The organism is Enterococcus sp. S22(2020) (assembly GCF_020295385.1).
Classification (GTDB): domain Bacteria; phylum Bacillota; class Bacilli; order Lactobacillales; family Enterococcaceae; genus Enterococcus_L; species Enterococcus_L dunnyi.
On sequence record NZ_JACFUD010000001.1, the window covers coordinates 331,802 to 346,968 of the forward strand.

At 36.5% G+C, this 15,167-nt stretch carries 14 protein-coding genes; 1 reads left to right on the forward strand and 13 read right to left on the reverse strand.

Annotated elements, in window-relative coordinates:
* Positions 1–84 precede the first annotated feature (84 nt).
* The 4 genes from H3T55_RS01515 to H3T55_RS01530 all read right to left on the reverse strand — a co-directional run bounded on the left by H3T55_RS01515 (position 85) and on the right by H3T55_RS01530 (position 2,302).
* Positions 85–354, reverse strand: coding sequence for an ACT domain-containing protein (locus H3T55_RS01515; RefSeq protein ID WP_225532999.1), 270 nt, complete (start codon positions 352–354; stop codon positions 85–87).
* Between the two features lie 172 nt (positions 355–526).
* On the reverse strand, positions 527–958 hold the full coding sequence (locus H3T55_RS01520) for a hypothetical protein (protein ID WP_225532998.1): 432 nt from the start codon (positions 956–958) through the stop codon (positions 527–529).
* Positions 959–1,020: 62 nt separating this feature from the next.
* The gene (locus H3T55_RS01525; RefSeq protein WP_225532997.1) at positions 1,021–1,908 is read right to left on the reverse strand and encodes a helix-turn-helix transcriptional regulator; all 888 of its coding nucleotides are present in this window, start codon (positions 1,906–1,908) and stop codon (positions 1,021–1,023) included.
* Positions 1,901–2,302: a DUF3224 domain-containing protein gene (locus tag H3T55_RS01530; RefSeq protein ID WP_087639556.1), complete on the reverse strand. Its 402-nt coding sequence runs from the start codon at positions 2,300–2,302 to the stop codon at positions 1,901–1,903. Before H3T55_RS01530 ends, H3T55_RS01525 begins: the two co-directional genes overlap by 8 nt.
* Positions 2,303–2,593: 291 nt before the next feature.
* On the opposite strand from H3T55_RS01530, the gene H3T55_RS01535 reads away from it, so the two are divergent.
* Positions 2,594–4,138 carry a glycosyltransferase family 39 protein gene (locus H3T55_RS01535; RefSeq protein ID WP_225532996.1) on the forward strand — a complete coding sequence of 515 codons (1,545 nt, stop codon included), beginning with the start codon at positions 2,594–2,596 and terminating at the stop codon, positions 4,136–4,138.
* A 188-nt stretch (positions 4,139–4,326) separates the two neighbouring features.
* Here the strand turns inward: H3T55_RS01535 and lepB are convergent, their stop codons facing one another.
* The 9 genes from lepB to H3T55_RS01580 form a co-directional block, all read right to left on the reverse strand.
* Positions 4,327–5,067 (reverse strand): signal peptidase I, encoded by a 741-nt coding sequence (gene lepB / locus H3T55_RS01540; RefSeq protein ID WP_318654256.1) that lies wholly within the window; start codon positions 5,065–5,067, stop codon positions 4,327–4,329.
* The gene (locus tag H3T55_RS01545) at positions 5,039–5,707 is read right to left on the reverse strand and encodes a hypothetical protein (RefSeq protein ID WP_225532994.1); all 669 of its coding nucleotides are present in this window, start codon (positions 5,705–5,707) and stop codon (positions 5,039–5,041) included. Before H3T55_RS01545 ends, lepB begins: the two co-directional genes overlap by 29 nt.
* Before the next feature lie 22 nt (positions 5,708–5,729).
* Complete coding sequence (locus tag H3T55_RS01550; protein ID WP_225550073.1) at positions 5,730–6,815, reverse strand: DUF916 and DUF3324 domain-containing protein; 1,086 nt, start codon at positions 6,813–6,815, stop codon at positions 5,730–5,732.
* A gap of 154 nt (positions 6,816–6,969) precedes the next feature.
* Positions 6,970–7,755: a WxL domain-containing protein gene (locus tag H3T55_RS01555; RefSeq protein WP_087639551.1), complete on the reverse strand. Its 786-nt coding sequence runs from the start codon at positions 7,753–7,755 to the stop codon at positions 6,970–6,972.
* A gap of 33 nt (positions 7,756–7,788) precedes the next feature.
* Positions 7,789–8,595: a WxL domain-containing protein gene (locus H3T55_RS01560; RefSeq protein WP_225532992.1), complete on the reverse strand. Its 807-nt coding sequence runs from the start codon at positions 8,593–8,595 to the stop codon at positions 7,789–7,791.
* Positions 8,592–8,918, reverse strand: coding sequence for an LPXTG cell wall anchor domain-containing protein (locus H3T55_RS01565; RefSeq protein WP_225532991.1), 327 nt, complete (start codon positions 8,916–8,918; stop codon positions 8,592–8,594). Before H3T55_RS01565 ends, H3T55_RS01560 begins: the two co-directional genes overlap by 4 nt.
* Positions 8,919–8,932: 14 nt before the next feature.
* Positions 8,933–12,622, reverse strand: a complete 3,690-nt coding sequence (locus tag H3T55_RS01570; protein WP_225532990.1) for a WxL domain-containing protein — start codon at positions 12,620–12,622, stop codon at positions 8,933–8,935.
* Positions 12,623–12,644: 22 nt separating this feature from the next.
* Complete coding sequence (locus tag H3T55_RS01575; RefSeq protein WP_225532989.1) at positions 12,645–13,331, reverse strand: DNA-binding response regulator; 687 nt, start codon at positions 13,329–13,331, stop codon at positions 12,645–12,647.
* Between the two features lie 290 nt (positions 13,332–13,621).
* Positions 13,622–14,749, reverse strand: a complete 1,128-nt coding sequence (locus H3T55_RS01580; protein WP_225532988.1) for a tyrosine-type recombinase/integrase — start codon at positions 14,747–14,749, stop codon at positions 13,622–13,624.
* Positions 14,750–15,167: the final 418 nt, after the last annotated feature.

Below are 15,167 nucleotides of genomic sequence, written 5' to 3' on the forward strand. Positions count from 1 at the left end.
ATTCCTCCTAATTTTAAAAGTAACACGAACTAGCTTATAAAGTTAGATGATGTAAAAAATAAAGCTCAAGCCAGTATGTGATTATTATAATTTGTGCATCACGTTGAATATTTCTTCGTTTTGGATACTGATCGTGACCCCTAATCGTTCACCTAATTCATTCAATGTTACACGAATGTCTTCAAAATTAGCTTGTTCTTTGGAAAGTTCAAGTACCATCATCATCGTAAAATAGCTATCCATGATCGTTTGAGAAACATCAAGGATATTAATGTTCATTTCAGCTAATGTCTGGCTTACACCAGCGATGATCCCTACTTTATCTTTTCCTATAACTGTCAGTACTGCCCGCATATATTTTCCTCCTCAATCATTTTTTCCATTATAACATAGCACGTTCACTTGTTAACAAAAAAGCGGAACAAATCCTACTAAAATGAACTGATTGTTCGCTTTTCAATAAAAAAATTGAAAATCAACTCTTCCTAGTCAATTTTCAATCTACTACTTCTACTGTATTCATTTTTTAAACCACTTTAAAAAACTGCTCTTTACATTTCGAACAAGTTACTTTGATCTTGCCTCTTTTTTTCGGCGCACGTAACTGCTGTTTACAAGCTGGACATTTAAAGTAACGATAGGTATGCCGATTGACGAATCTTATCTTGATCGTCGAAAAAAACGTTAGCACCCGTTGTCGGCTCGCTACAAAACGAGTATTTTCATTTGCTCTTGGGTATATCCGTTTTGAAAAAAAGCGATAATTCGACCATAACCATAACCCAAATGCTGCAAAAAATACAACTGACGTTGATAAAAATAAATTTACTATCAGCAAAATCAAGCTAAGCAACAACAATGTGCGATTAAGTGAATCGATTCGTGCATATCTTCCAGTTAATAATTTCTGCACTTTTCTATTCCAACGAAGCAATCGCTCAAACCACAGTTGTTTCATGTTATCCCTCTTTCTCTACTCTATGCTATTATCTCAATCAATAATCGCCAATTCAAGAGTATTTACGAATAAATTTGCTGGAGTTTTTGAATTTCCTCTTTGATTTGAGCTTTGACTTCGTCCGGCTCTATCACTTCGATCGCACTACCAAAAGAAAGTAAATAAGACGTTAGCCAACTGCCTTTCGGTTGCTGTGTTCTTACCGTCGTATACTTTTCATAAGGCTCTATTTCAACTTCAGACAGCTCTTCTTTGATTCTATAAAAGAGCTCATTTTGTACTCGGAATACCACATCAGTCGTTTCAAATCGGGGCTGATAGTTTTTGTCTAAAAGCAATATATCGATTTCATTATCTGTCATGACCAAATCAGCGATCCGTTTCAATTTAAATAAGCGCGTCGTTTTTCGAACACAACAATATCCTGCAAGATACCAAGCATTTTGCTTAAAGATCAGTTTGTTTGGCATAACTTCTCGAGAAATTCCTTCACCTTTGCCATTCTTATAATAAAAAGAAACACATTTTCCTTTTATTTTGGCTTCTGTGATCAATTCGATCGCATGAGCTTCGTCTTCTTGTCCCCAAGTTGAAAAATCGATATCGATCCAAGGTTCTATTTCTTTATTGAATAAGGAGGAAAGTTTATTGACTAATGGTTCGACACTACTCAGATTCGCCGCCGATAAGTTCTGTAACCCTACTATGATCTGGTCCTGTTCTTCATCATCAACAAAGGTTGCCGGCAAATGATGTGTATCCAACAAATGGATCCCTCCATCACGGCCACTTTTAGCGTATATCGGAAAGCCTTGAGCAGACAATACATCAACATCTCGATAGATCGTCCGCGTCGAAACTTCCAACTGTTCCGCCAGATAAGTCGCTTTCACTTTATTATGGAGAGTCAGGTAGTGCATGATGTAGAATAATCTTGATAAACTATTCATGTATCTTAAAATCCAAGATCAGTTTGCTTGTTTCACCAATAAAATCGTACTGATAAGAACCAGACAATCCCTGTAATTCTCCTGTACCTTTGATGATCATTCCAGGTGAATCAAGTGCTCCTTTATCGAATAAGCCTTTTTCCGCAGCTGTAAAGGTTCCTGTTTTTCCTTTATACTGTCCTTCAAAATGAAGAAATCCAGTAATTCTAGCTGTAGCAAGATGGCCATCTTCTTGATTGCTTTCAATATAGTATAATAGATATTCAACCCATGCGATTCCTTGCAAATCTCCTTCAAGCTGATACTGAGCGTGTACTTGATTGAGCGGAAAATCTGTCTTTTCAGCATCAATTGTCTGTTCATCCCACTTGGTCACATTAAATGTTGTACTCATACTTACCCCTCCTATAATTTAAAGGATACCAAACATACGTTCTTTTTTCAAGATGGAATTAGTAAATTAAGTGCACTACTAGTATTAAAAATTTTCCCTTATTTCTATGTGCACACATAATTACATAAATAAATCGTCATTTACTGGTAAACTTATTATTGATATAATAAAAAAAGTGTTCATAAAAGATGCTCTGTACCATGATAAACAGTGAAAAATCTTGGAAAAGATAATTAGACTTTTTGACTTATCTTTATAAAAGAATACATGAAAATAAAGGGGGAGATTTGTGTGTCAATTCTAAAAAAAATCAATCAATTTGAAAATTTTTTATTTGCAGTTCTTTTATGTTATACATTTTTTGGAGCCATTAGATCATCTTTACTAAACTTCCAAAATATTTCAAACTTACTTTATAGCTTTGTAATTATTTTGTTTTTTCTTACTACATATGTGTTTCTTTCAGATAAAAGGACGAAAATAAAAAAGATAATAGTTACAAAATTACGAATAATTTTAACTCACGAACGCCTTATCGTTAGCTTGATGTTTTGTCTATTTATCTTGATCCAGATAGCTTTATTAATCAATATTACTGCTCCTATCGGCTGGGATGTACTTGATAATTTTAATGAGGTTACCTCACCAGACAAAGGCCATTTTAGTTTTGCTTTATCTGTTAATCCCAACAATCAATTTTTCTTTTTTATGATGTACGGAATAAACACGATCATTAACAACATTGATTTTTCAGGTTCGTTAAGTAATTCCTGGTTATCTTGGCAGATAGTCAACTGCATATTCATAGATCTAAGCATCATTATCCTTTATTTATCTGCTAAAAAGTTATTCAATCGATCGATTGCTTTTATTACCTTTTGTCTTTTCTCTTTTTCATTGGCACTTTCACCATGGATCTTAACACCTTACACAGATACCATGGTGTTACCTTTTATCAGCTTTACAATTTTCTTCTTTAGTATTTTAAGAAATAATGATTCTTTAGCCTTATGGAAAAAAATGATACTGATATGGGGTATCGGGATGCTGATAATGTGCTGTTTTTTTATGAAACCATCTTCTGTAGTATTCTTTATTGCATATGTACTGGTCGTTTTACCGAGGACGCTATTATCCAAAGAATCACGTAAAAAAAAGACTTCACTGATTCTCACAACTGTGATACTTGTGACCAGTTTGATACTCACACAACAATCTTTTAGATTCTTTACTCAACACCAATCGATCATCTCTTTTGATACATCACTTGCAAAACCGTGGACCTTTTTTGTGATGATGGGACTAACTGGCTCTGGAGGCTATAGTGATGCAGATACTCAGATGATCTACAGTATCCCAACAGCTAAAGAAAAAAAAGAATACACTAAGGAAATGATCAAAGAACGAATTAAAAATAAAGGTGCGATAGGCTATATAAAATTTCTATCTCAAAAAAATATCAATAATACTGCTAATGGCGATTTTGATTGGGGAGTAGATGGAGCAGATTTAAAACCGGCATCGTCACCTAAAAATAAATTACAAGCTTTTTTACAAAATTTATACTATCCTCAGTCACTTCAGTCTGCTAATATTCGATTTTTAATGCACATCGTCTATCTACTCACTTTAATAGGAATGATACTGACGATAAGAATGAAAAGAGAAAATGTTTTGATTGAGATACTTAAATTGACTTTTATTGGAATGATTTTCTATTTGCTCTTATTTGAAGGCGGTCGCTCTAGATATTTGATTCAATTTTTGCCTTTTCTATTTTTATTATCTGCTAATGGTTTTTATTATCACTTTAAACACTCGTTATCAGAAATTTAAACAACTACGGAGGCATAAATCTTTAATACAACTAAATTGTAATTGATTTTTACTTATATCATTCCCATCTAACAAACCGCAAAAAAAAGAACAGGAGATACTAAAATCCTAGTTCCTTTTTTGCGGTTTATTCTATTTCATAACAACTCATTGATCAACTCAAGCTTTGAATGGTCATAGACTATTTCTCAAAATATTTTAAATTCATTGACCGGAAAAAGCTGAACTATTACTTTTCCGATGATATTCTTCTTAGCTACAAATCCATAATGGCGACTGTCTGTCGCATATGGTCGGTTATCCCCCATTACAAAATAATATTGTTCAGGGATCACAACTGTTTTTCGTGCAAAGTTTTCTGTGTAATTACGACCATTTTTTTGGCTTTCATTGACCTCATCGATCAAAAATTTTTCATCGACTGGTTGTTCATTGATATATAAAGTGTCTGACGTATAGTCGATCGTCTCTCCCGGCATGCCGATTATACGTCGAACTTGTATCTTTTCATTTCCTAAAGTAAAGACAGCTAAATCAAATCTTTCTAGATCACTCGTCTTTTTCGTTACTACCTTATCTCCTTCACGTAGTGTAGGAACCATCCCAAACCCGCTCACGGTAACGATCCTCACAAAACAAAAGCTGACTAACACTATAAGAATACTCCCACTAAAAAAAGCTAAAAATAACTCTTTAATAACTCTTTTACGCTTACGATGAGCTTGTTTCTTTTTGTTTGATGTAGGTAGGAGGCGTTTTTTCTGTATCTGACGTTTATTTCTGTGCTTTTTAGACGAATGGATGCGACGCTGTCTCTTTTGTTTAGCAGAGTTTCCGCTTATTTTCTTGATAGTTGAGGGGCTAGACAATGATTTTTTCTTCATGACTTTTCCACTCCGCCTATTTTTCTTCTGAAAAGGCTGTTTCATCGACTTTATAATAGGTGAATGCTGCTTTCTCGTATGTTTTTACTTTCTCTATATCTTCTAAGAAGCTATCAACTATTTGGTCGTTCCCGTAAAAATTTTTGGTTTGCGTACTTGCATTCATCCCAACTTGCTTGATCGCATTATAATAGCGATTCAATGTCAACTGGCCTTCTTGGGAATTGATCGTACTAGCCGTTTTTGTTCCGTAGCTAGCCATAGCTGTTGCTAAATAGCGGATATTTTTTTGTAATTTTTCTTCGTTGTCACCTTTTTCTTTAGCAAGTGCTAATTGTTGTTCAAAATCACGTAAAAGATAGTACCCTTTCACTACTGAATCTGAATCATTCGTTGTCAGGTTCATGGCTTGGTAATAAGAAAGATAGCTTGATGCACCGGCAAATAAACCTGTTAAAAATAATAGCATCAGAAAAAATTTAAGACTGCTTTTTTTCTTTTTTATGAGCATTTGACGTTTTTTGCTTGCTGCTCGTTGCTTCTTTTTATTTTTTAATCGCCTGACTGGCAGCCGTTTGATTTGCTGTTTTATTCGTATGATTCTTACCAAAAAATAGCCTGATCCTAGGAGCACAACGATTGTCATTGCTATACCTATAACGAAAACCCAATCTATAGTAGACACTCTCTTCAGCTCCTATACTGCATTAATTGTTTGTTTTTTTCTGTTTATTGCTTATCTTTTCTGAGGGTTGTTTCTTTTGTTTTCGTGTCTTTTTATTAGTAGCATTCTTTTTATTTTTGCTTTTTCTAAAGAAATGAACAATTAAGAAAAGAAGGAAAATTCCTACAAGAAACGCTGCAACAAGCAATAAAATTAATTTCCAATCCAAACTCTTTTCCTGAACTAAACCAACATCTCGCTCATTGAATTTATTTGCATCTTCATCAGTGATTTTGAATGCTTGCTTCCAAGCCCATTTTTTATCACCAGAAGTAATCAGAATATCAGCTTCATAGTCTCCAGGGATCATTCGCTCGCCATTCATGCTAACAGGAAAATCAATAAATGAATTTGGCGCCATCCGCATAGCCGTTTGTTTTCGCTCATATAAGACCGTTTCTTTTCCTTTTTCAGTAATTTGTACTTCTGCGGTCATATCATTTAAATAGGCAGCCTTGATATTGGAATAGTTGATAAAAATTGCATTTCGGTAATTGTTTTGACCTGCTTTCACACTATTCAAAGATAAATCGGGATGTATTACAGTATCATTTTCTTGTAAAAGTACACCAATGACATATGCGTATTGATTGATGATTTTAGATCCTCCACTATTAGTCGTTGCATCTTGTCCGGCACGCATCAATTGAATGCCGCCTGCAACGACTCCATCATACTCTGTCTCCGGCATTTTAATCGTCAAATCTAAACTTTTAGTTTCTCCTGGCGCTAATTCAACAGATTTTGGACCTTCTACAAGGTCAATAAAATTGAATTTCAAGGATGGATCATTTTTGATTGCTGATTCACCATATTCGATCACACCGTTTTGATTTGTTTTTGCTCCATTCACTTGGACATCGATCGTAACCTTTTCAGCACTGGGATTGCTTAACATAATACTTAATTGCTGTTGCTGCCCGGGCGTCATTTTCAGCTTGTAGTAACCTAACTCCTTATCTATTTGATTATCTGGAAAATTAATACTATAGGTAAATCCCGTTGCACCTGCTGAATTCTCCTCATCAGCAGATACCGATACTGCTTGACCTAAAAATAAAAATCCCACAATTATACTAAAAACTAGACTAATATACTGCAGCGTAAAAGACTTATGTGTTTTCATAACCAACCTCGCTTATTCTGAAATGATTTTCTATGTATACAGGCCAACAAGGTTGACTTGTTGGTCTGTAAAAACTGTTAGAATCAGTTTATTATGCTTATTGTGCTGCAACGATTTTCCATGTTACTGTTGCTGTATAATCAGTTGCCGCCATATTTGAAGCTGTCGCTGCTGGTACAGTTAATTTAACAGAGCTAGTATCCGTATCCGGAGTCCCTACTGTAGAATCTTTACTTTGTCCAAATTCCATGATATAACGACCTTTACCTTCTTTTAAATCTTTACTGGCAGTTACGATCGTTTTAGCATCATCAGCTGCTTCTGTTAATTGGAATGCTGTTTGTGCATTTGAAGGTACAGTATTTGTATTGCTTCCCTGTGCAGAAACCATTCCATTACTAAAATCGATTGTAGAACCTGTTAATACATTTGTTCCTGTAGTATCTTTGAATTGACTTGATAATTGTGCTGTCACAGTGTATCCATACGTACCGCCTGAACGAACATCCGCCCATTGAACATATGCGCCACGAGTTTTTGCTCCTGCTTCAAAGCTCATTGGTTTAGCAAAACTTGTAACTGCATCTGCAGAAGTTTTGATCGTACCAAAATCTAGATCTGTTGTTTTTTCAACAACTAATGGACCTTTATCAGAGTTCGTATTTTCTCCAGGTGATTCTGGATCAGGATCTGGTAATATTTCGTTAGGGTTTTCTGGATCGACTGTTCCTTGGTCTCCACCACCAGCAGTCCCTTCTTCGACCTTAACTGTACCAGTTGAATTTAATTCTGTTGGAGCTGCAAATGCAGGTGCAGCATTTCCTAATAAAGATACTCCTAAAATTGCTGCTAATGTTGTTGCACAAAGACTTCTTGCTTTCATATTGTTGTTCCTCCTAAAAGTGTGTGTAGTTTATTAAGGCAACTTGGCTAATATCCAAGTTATCTCCGTTTGGTATTCGACCGGATGGATCACTGTCGTTTCCGGTACGGTCAGGGTAATCGCTGAATTGCTATACACTGGCTTGTTATAGGTTTGATCTATAATTGGCTTATGCGAAGCATCAACGACTGGTGTTAGTGTCTGAGGTTGATTATTCGTATTGGTCTCTGAAGCGCCGAATGCGATCGTCCAAATTCCTTTACCACTATTTTTTCGCGCAGTCGCTACTTCATATGCCGAACCAATCGAATTCAAGGCAATCGTTTCGCGTGTTACTGTGGGTGCTTCACTAGTACTACTAGAATTTGCCCAGCCTTTATCCAAGGACAAGACAGCACCTTTCAACTCTTGTTCCTCAGCATTTTGAATGATCGGATTCGTAAATTGTTTTTCTTGTTTGACCTGTAATGTCCAGCCTGAGGAATCCGCCTGCTGATCTGTGATCTGTATATAACTTCCTCTTGGTCCTGTATCACCAAAAAATTGTTGTGCCCGTGCATTGTAACGACGAGCACCTTTCGTGATCTTACTTTCACCAAAGTCAAGTGCTGATACATAATCGATCCGAAGTGGGCCTGTTGTAGATGGACTTTTCCCAGGATCAACTATTGTACCTGGATTTTCAGGATCGACAGGGCTTGTCGTTGAGCTTCCTTTTACTGACACTGATCCAGATTGCTCCATAGAATCGGGAGCTGCCTGCGCAGATAGACTGTTGATGCTAAACAAAAGGACAAGACCCGTCATACTAACTAGAAAAGAAGTGTGTGTGAATCTCATTTCTGCTCCCCCTTTCTCCTTTTAGTAAAAAAGAGAAAGATTAGAACGAAAAGAAGCAAGCCGCCTCCGATTAGACTATAGTGCTTGATCTGTTCTCCCGTATTAGGAAGCGGTTTTCCAATAGGTTTGCTTGGCGTCGCTGAACTGGGTTCTGTGCTGGTAGAACTGCTGGTGTCAGTCGTTCCTTCATAGAATGAAATTTTTCCATCTGTAATGACTTGACCGCCATTTCCTTCATTCGCCTGAACAACGGTTTCTGTAGAAATGACCCCTATCCATAGAATCAGAGAGCAACAGAACAAGATAAATCGCATTTGTTTCATTTTTCTCTCTCCTTTTATGGTTGTCCTGCCATCACTTTCCATGTAATGACGCCAACGTAATCTCCTGTATATACCGTATCAGAGGAATTGATTTGAAGCTTGATTCCATCCGTATTAGCGGCAGTTCCCCAGCCGTTGCTGACAGTATAGCTTCCCATAGTTCCTTGCGTATTGGTATAAATGACTTGTGCATCTTGATTTAAAATCGTTTCTTTTCCCTGATTCACATAGCGTAAAGCATTCGTCAGTTCTTGCCCTTTGGCATTTTGCATCGGCGAGGACAAAGAAGCAGTCATACGCCAACCATTCGCTGCTTCTGCACGAGTATCAGTCACAACTAATTGCTCATCAAAAGCAGGATCTTCTACTCTTTTGGTTGTAGCATCATACGTCAATGTTCCAAACTCCAACGCATGCGGCACTGAAGTTAAACTTAATACCCCTTGCAGTTTGTATCTTACAGTAACCGTTGTATTATCAATTTTTACTGCAGCCTCATTTTCTGGACGTTGAGCGATGTCATAACCCGCTGCTAATACGTTTTCTAATTGAGCTTGAACTTCAGCATTTTGGGTTAGATCGACCGTATCTCCGACTTGTGTATCAAGTGTCAATGTATAACCTGAAAGTACTTGGTCTACTTCATTCACAAACTCGACATTCAACACAGCATCTACATCAACAACTGTGACATTGATCGTCGTAGAGATATCTGTTGGCAATCCTGAATCACTAGCTTTGACTGTTAGTGTCACGGGATATGCTTTAGGTTGAATCGCTGCAATATCATTCAACCCACCAAAATCCGTCACTTTTATAAATGAACTAAGATCAGTTTTTTCACCCTCAACTAACTTATATGCAACTGGTTGGCTGTGCGTGAGAATGTAATCTTTCAATTGATCTTCGGATAAATTACGAATATCAACATACGAGGCTTCAATATCAGAGCCGTAAATTTCTTGCGCCGCTTTGTTCACAGTGAGAGTAGATACAACAGTCGTCATATTCCCAGCTTCATCCGATAAGTCAACTTTTACAGTATGCTCACCAAGTTGACCCATAAAGCTGTCAACCAATGACTGGGGTGTTTCTGCATTAAAAGCATACGTGAAATTTTGTGGAGTTGGATTAGAATCGGTTGGATTACCTACAAATTTATCTGCAGTCGGTGTAACTTCGTTTAAAGCAACATGATAATTTACGGACTCTCCTTTTGGCGGCGTTTTATCTAAAACTGTCTGATTCGTGTAGCTGTCCTTCCCATTCAACCATGCATAAGCCTTTATCTTTTGCCCTGCTTTCAACGTAACATTCTCAGGTAGTTCGAAAGTAAATTTTCCTTTATCATCTGCGATCGTATTGAATTTTCGTGCATCACCTTCAACTGGAGAAGCTACATCAGGAGTCGTTAACAATACATCTTTACTTGGATCGTTTTCATCTGTTACTAGATAAAACAGCATTGCTGCACCATTATTGACTGTCCCAGAAATTTTTTGACCACTTCCTAGTGCTTTATTATCACTGATTTCATCTACCCCAACGATAACATCTGGAATATAGTCATAGACAATTCTTGAAAAGTTTTCTGTTCGATAGTTATTTATGAAATTTGTTTGGATCGCATTTGTAATACTATTTCCTGAAACACTTGTTGTAGTAATACCGTTATACTTGATGGTCATTCCATACATCGGTGTCCAGTGGAATGTTGGTGTTACTTGTGCTGCATCCTGCTTACTCCAAGAAGAAACTTCCTGAATATCAGCTGTAAACGTCCCTGGATTCGTCATATTGATCAAATTCGCATTTGTATTTCCGCGTGAATCCAAGTCTATTTTTTGAGCATTCGAGAATTGGAAGATGGTATTGCTGCCAAAATCCAGCATATTCCGAACACCGGTCCCATCTTTAATAACAGATTCAAAGGTTCCTTTATCACCAATAATAAAAGAAGAACCACTACCTCCATAGATCATTGAGCTTGTCGATGTCCCTTCATTTGTAGACGTGAATTTTGTTACACCTTGATCGCTTACTTTAAATTTAGAGCCGTTAGAAAGATCAAGAAGACGTCCAACTCCCCCGTTTTTATTCAAAGTCAGCTGCCCTTTTTCTGCGACATCAAATTTGGCGTTTTGTCCCATGGAAATAACTGGAGCCCCTGCTGTCATCTGATTTGCGTTGATAATCATTTCTGCATTGTCACCGACATTGATAGCGGAATTTTGTTGAAGCATAAATCCTGCACGTGAACTAGTCGTCGCAATCGGACCGTTGATGTTCACATTAAAATGACTGCTTTCCTCCAGATCGATACTCGTCGTCCACTGAGAAGTTGCTGATTGATAACCTAAACGTACGGGTACACGTGTTGTTCCATCTGCCGTCTCAACATTTAATGTAGCGTTTTTACCGACATCTATTTTTCCATTTCTTTGGACACTTATCACAGAGGGAATATTACCGCCGTCAGTTTGCCAAGAATTTGTTTCTCCTGCGTTCCCTAATGTACGAATCGTTGCAGTAGCATTTTCTTCTAAAGTCAACGAAGGTTGGATTGTTGCGACCGTATCATAGTTAGAGTACCAGCTACCTAAAATCACACCATCACCATTTTCGACTTCGATCGTTGTATCTGTATTAGATGCAAATAAGAGTGTATGTGACTCTAAACCAGATTGATTGGTATTGGCCATATTGCGAACCGCTCCATCATAAGAGGTGTAACTTGTTGCTTTAGACTTAATGACGTTTTTCCCTTCAAAGCGTAAAAGAGCTTGGAAAGAGGCCGTCACTTGTGAACCTGTATAATTTACATTTCGATATGTGATACTTGAGCCATAGGCATTTCTATCCCACATCGTCACAGGTCCATAATAGTGTCCGCCATACATATCTACATTATCGACGACTGCTTTGTGTACGATCGATGTATTCGTTCCCCACCTATAAGAGTAGCCAATAAAATCAAGAGAGTAGCCATTTCCTAATAACACATAGTTTGGTCGGCTATCCGAGACAGTTCGATCCGTCCTATTCGTTACAGTATTGGTCATAGAATTTTGCACATCGACAATCGTTACCGTGTTACTCATCAATGCAGCATCCAGTTGATCCCATGTACTTACTTTTGCTACATTTCCGACATAAACGATGACTTCACTTGTTAAATCGCTACCTGTTCCTGACACATTTGAAGGAACGGTCAATGTCAAATGAAACTCCTGTAGATCATTTGTTGCAACTGTATCAAGTCCTTTTAGATCCGATAGTTGGATCTTATCGGTTACGTCAACGACAGATTCACCAGACAGTCCATATGCTTTTGCTCCAGTATCTCTGAGAATCATCTGTTTGATTGCTTCAGTATCACCGTTATAGCTTTGAATATCCGTCATTGTTTTTGCTATATTTTTAGCTACGATCCCCGTCCCGTTTTCCGATAATTCAAACGTTTCAAGATTTGTCATTTGCGGTTGTATGGTTTTTGCATCCCTACTAGCTACATCTAGCGTTGGGGTATTTTTTTTGATAACTTCAACTTCAGATGACTCGTTCGTTGAAAGGGGCGGTGTCGATTCTATAGTACTTTGACTGGTAGATTCTTCTGCTTTCAGCAATGGCGTACTATGATAAAAATAGAAGCCTATCATTGTAATGAAACTCAGAAACAAATAGATACTTTTTTTCCTTTTCATTTTTTCACCTCCTTTCAACTGCTTATAAAACTAATCGGTAGCCTTTTGATCGTACAGTCTTGATATAAATAGATGTGCTCTCCAATTTATCTCTGATGTGAAAAACCACGTTTGCTACTCGATAAGGTCGATCACTATAGGGGGATTTCCAAAGAGCTTCATAGATTTCTTTATAGGAGAAGGCTTTCCCAGGGCTGCTATATAATAATTCCATAATTTGATATTCTAATTTCGTCAACGCAATTTCTTCGATCTGATTTTCTTCTGTAACGACAGAAATACTTAAATTTCGAGGGTTTAATTTCATCGATTCTATTTCGGAATCATTCATTTTTGTGCTTTCTTCTACTGGAGTTTGTTTATTTTTCCTAGTAAACGTATTTCGTATGACTAATAGAGGCTCTGCTGGAAAATAATTACTATTAAATACATTGTCGACACCTAGTTGTAAATAGACTTGCCGATCGACAGTCGTTGATTTTTTGGAGAGAACCCAAATGAAAACATCACTTTCTTTGCGAATCGACAACACCAATTCACAAATGAGACTGATCGAATGTTCTTGTGTTTCTTCGATAAAAATACCATCCAAACCTTCACTGCAGATTTGTTCTTTACTTAAATAAGTCAGCATGAAACCATTTTTTTCAAACTCAGACATTATTTTTTCAGGGTAAGTTTTTTGCGATACAATTCCTATTTTATACATGGCGTGCCTCCTGATTCTGGTTATTTAAAATAAAAGCATTTCATTCCCTATTGTTTTCAGAAATGTAGTATAATATCTAAACTCTTTCTTATAACTTCTACTTATAGGAAAGAACATTATGAAACTCAGATTTATCTATAGTTCAAGCCGTCAAATGACCATTGATTTGACGGCTCTTAAAACAAAAAAATAAGAGACTGAGGCATAACTCTACGAGTTATATTCCAGTCTCTTTAAAAACGAATAAACGATGGGAACAGAAGTAAATCCTTCTGTCCTAACCTCTCATATCATTTAAATAAAGAAGGTTTTTTCAACAATGCGTCAACGGCTTTCATTACTTCCTGCCGATGCTCTAACAATGAATCAGCGTAAGTGTCAAGCGTAAGCTTTGTCGATCGGTGACCTAAAATTCGACTCAAGCTAACGATATCCACACCTTGCTCCAAACATCTAGTTGCAAATGTGTGCCTCAACACATGAAAATGGATCGATGCGAATTCTGTTTCACGGATCATTCGCTTAAAACGGTAATTGATGACTCTTGGCTCTGCTAATTTTCCTCGACAATGGATCACATAGTTGGACGGGGAGGTTTCTTTTTTTTCTAGTAAATAATCTTTCAAATTGGTCGCCAAGGGGATCACTCTGCTAGAATACGCTGTTTTTGGGCTTCCAGAGATCAATTCTGTTTTATTGATCGTGCTATGTTCATCGATAATTCTTGAAATCGTTCGATGAACTCGGATCAATCCTTTATCAAAATCAATATCTTCCCATCTGAGCCCACTGATTTCTCCTATCCTCATCCCAGAATAAAGAGCTAAAATAATCGGAGAACATTCAGTTTCATTGAATGCCAATTCTTCTAATTTTCTCTGCTCCTTACTACTTAATGAGTGAATGATCGGCGCAGCCAGTTTAGGTAAATGAACTGAATTACACGGATTTTTATCTATATACTCGTTTTTCACTGCTTCTTTTAAGGATTTATTGACAATCGTAAAAATCAAACGAATCGTGCTACTTGCTAGATTCTTTGCGACTAATCCATCAACAAATTCTTGTAAGAGTGCAGAAGACATCTTCACTAAATGACATTTACCCAAGATAGGCAAAATATGTTTGTTCAGCAATCGAAAATAATTTGAATATGTTGTGGCTTTCACTGTTCGTCTTACCGTATGATCAAGCCAGTAAATGATCCATTCTTCATACGTTTTACGAGAAGAAATCATAGTTTCCTGAGTGATCAACTGTTTCGCTTTTAGAAAAATCAGCTTTTCTTTCACCTCACTGTATTTCTTTCCGTAAACGTATCCATAAATAATCTTTCTTGTTGGTGTTCGTTGTTTAATGTAACGACCTTCCCAGCGACCGTCTTTTCTTTTATAAATATTTTCTCCCTTTTTAGACATTTATCATCATTCCCTTTCAACAATTCTTGACGATTATTTTGACGGCTCATTCTTATTTTTTGATATAACACTATAAAAACAATGTTTTTTAGCGATCAAAAGCAGAAATTTATTTTATAAGCGACCAAACTCTTTCATTATTCTCTTATTTTTCAAAAAAATATAAAAAAATTGATAAGATAAAAATGAAATATTGCATTGACTTCAATGGTTTTTTAGATTAAAGTTATCTTTGTTAAATGAATTTAAACTGTGAATTAACGTCATTTTCTTGTAAGTAGAAGTTATAAGAAAATAAATATGAAAACATATATATTAAATTAAATAACTAAAATGGTTTTATATTATTATTTTTGAACCACTAGTTAAACTATACTATATTTAACTAGTTTTTTTCAAAATAATTCAAATTTTATTG

Excerpts from the sequence above, each read along its gene's own strand:
- H3T55_RS01515 (WP_225532999.1), bottom strand. The coding sequence starts at position 354 with ATGCGGGCAGTACTGACAGTTATAGGAAAAGATAAAGTAGGGATCATC.
- H3T55_RS01520 (WP_225532998.1), bottom strand. The coding sequence starts at position 958 with ATGAAACAACTGTGGTTTGAGCGATTGCTTCGTTGGAATAGAAAAGTG.
- H3T55_RS01525 (WP_225532997.1), bottom strand. The coding sequence starts at position 1,908 with ATGAATAGTTTATCAAGATTATTCTACATCATGCACTACCTGACTCTC.
- H3T55_RS01530 (WP_087639556.1), bottom strand. The coding sequence starts at position 2,302 with ATGAGTACAACATTTAATGTGACCAAGTGGGATGAACAGACAATTGAT.
- lepB (WP_318654256.1), bottom strand. The coding sequence starts at position 5,067 with ATGAAACAGCCTTTTCAGAAGAAAAATAGGCGGAGTGGAAAAGTCATG.
- H3T55_RS01555 (WP_087639551.1), bottom strand. The coding sequence starts at position 7,755 with ATGAAAGCAAGAAGTCTTTGTGCAACAACATTAGCAGCAATTTTAGGA.
- H3T55_RS01560 (WP_225532992.1), bottom strand. The coding sequence starts at position 8,595 with ATGAGATTCACACACACTTCTTTTCTAGTTAGTATGACGGGTCTTGTC.
- H3T55_RS01565 (WP_225532991.1), bottom strand. The coding sequence starts at position 8,918 with ATGAAACAAATGCGATTTATCTTGTTCTGTTGCTCTCTGATTCTATGG.
- H3T55_RS01570 (WP_225532990.1), bottom strand. The coding sequence starts at position 12,622 with ATGAAAAGGAAAAAAAGTATCTATTTGTTTCTGAGTTTCATTACAATG.
- H3T55_RS01575 (WP_225532989.1), bottom strand. The coding sequence starts at position 13,331 with ATGTATAAAATAGGAATTGTATCGCAAAAAACTTACCCTGAAAAAATA.
- H3T55_RS01580 (WP_225532988.1), bottom strand. The coding sequence starts at position 14,749 with ATGTCTAAAAAGGGAGAAAATATTTATAAAAGAAAAGACGGTCGCTGG.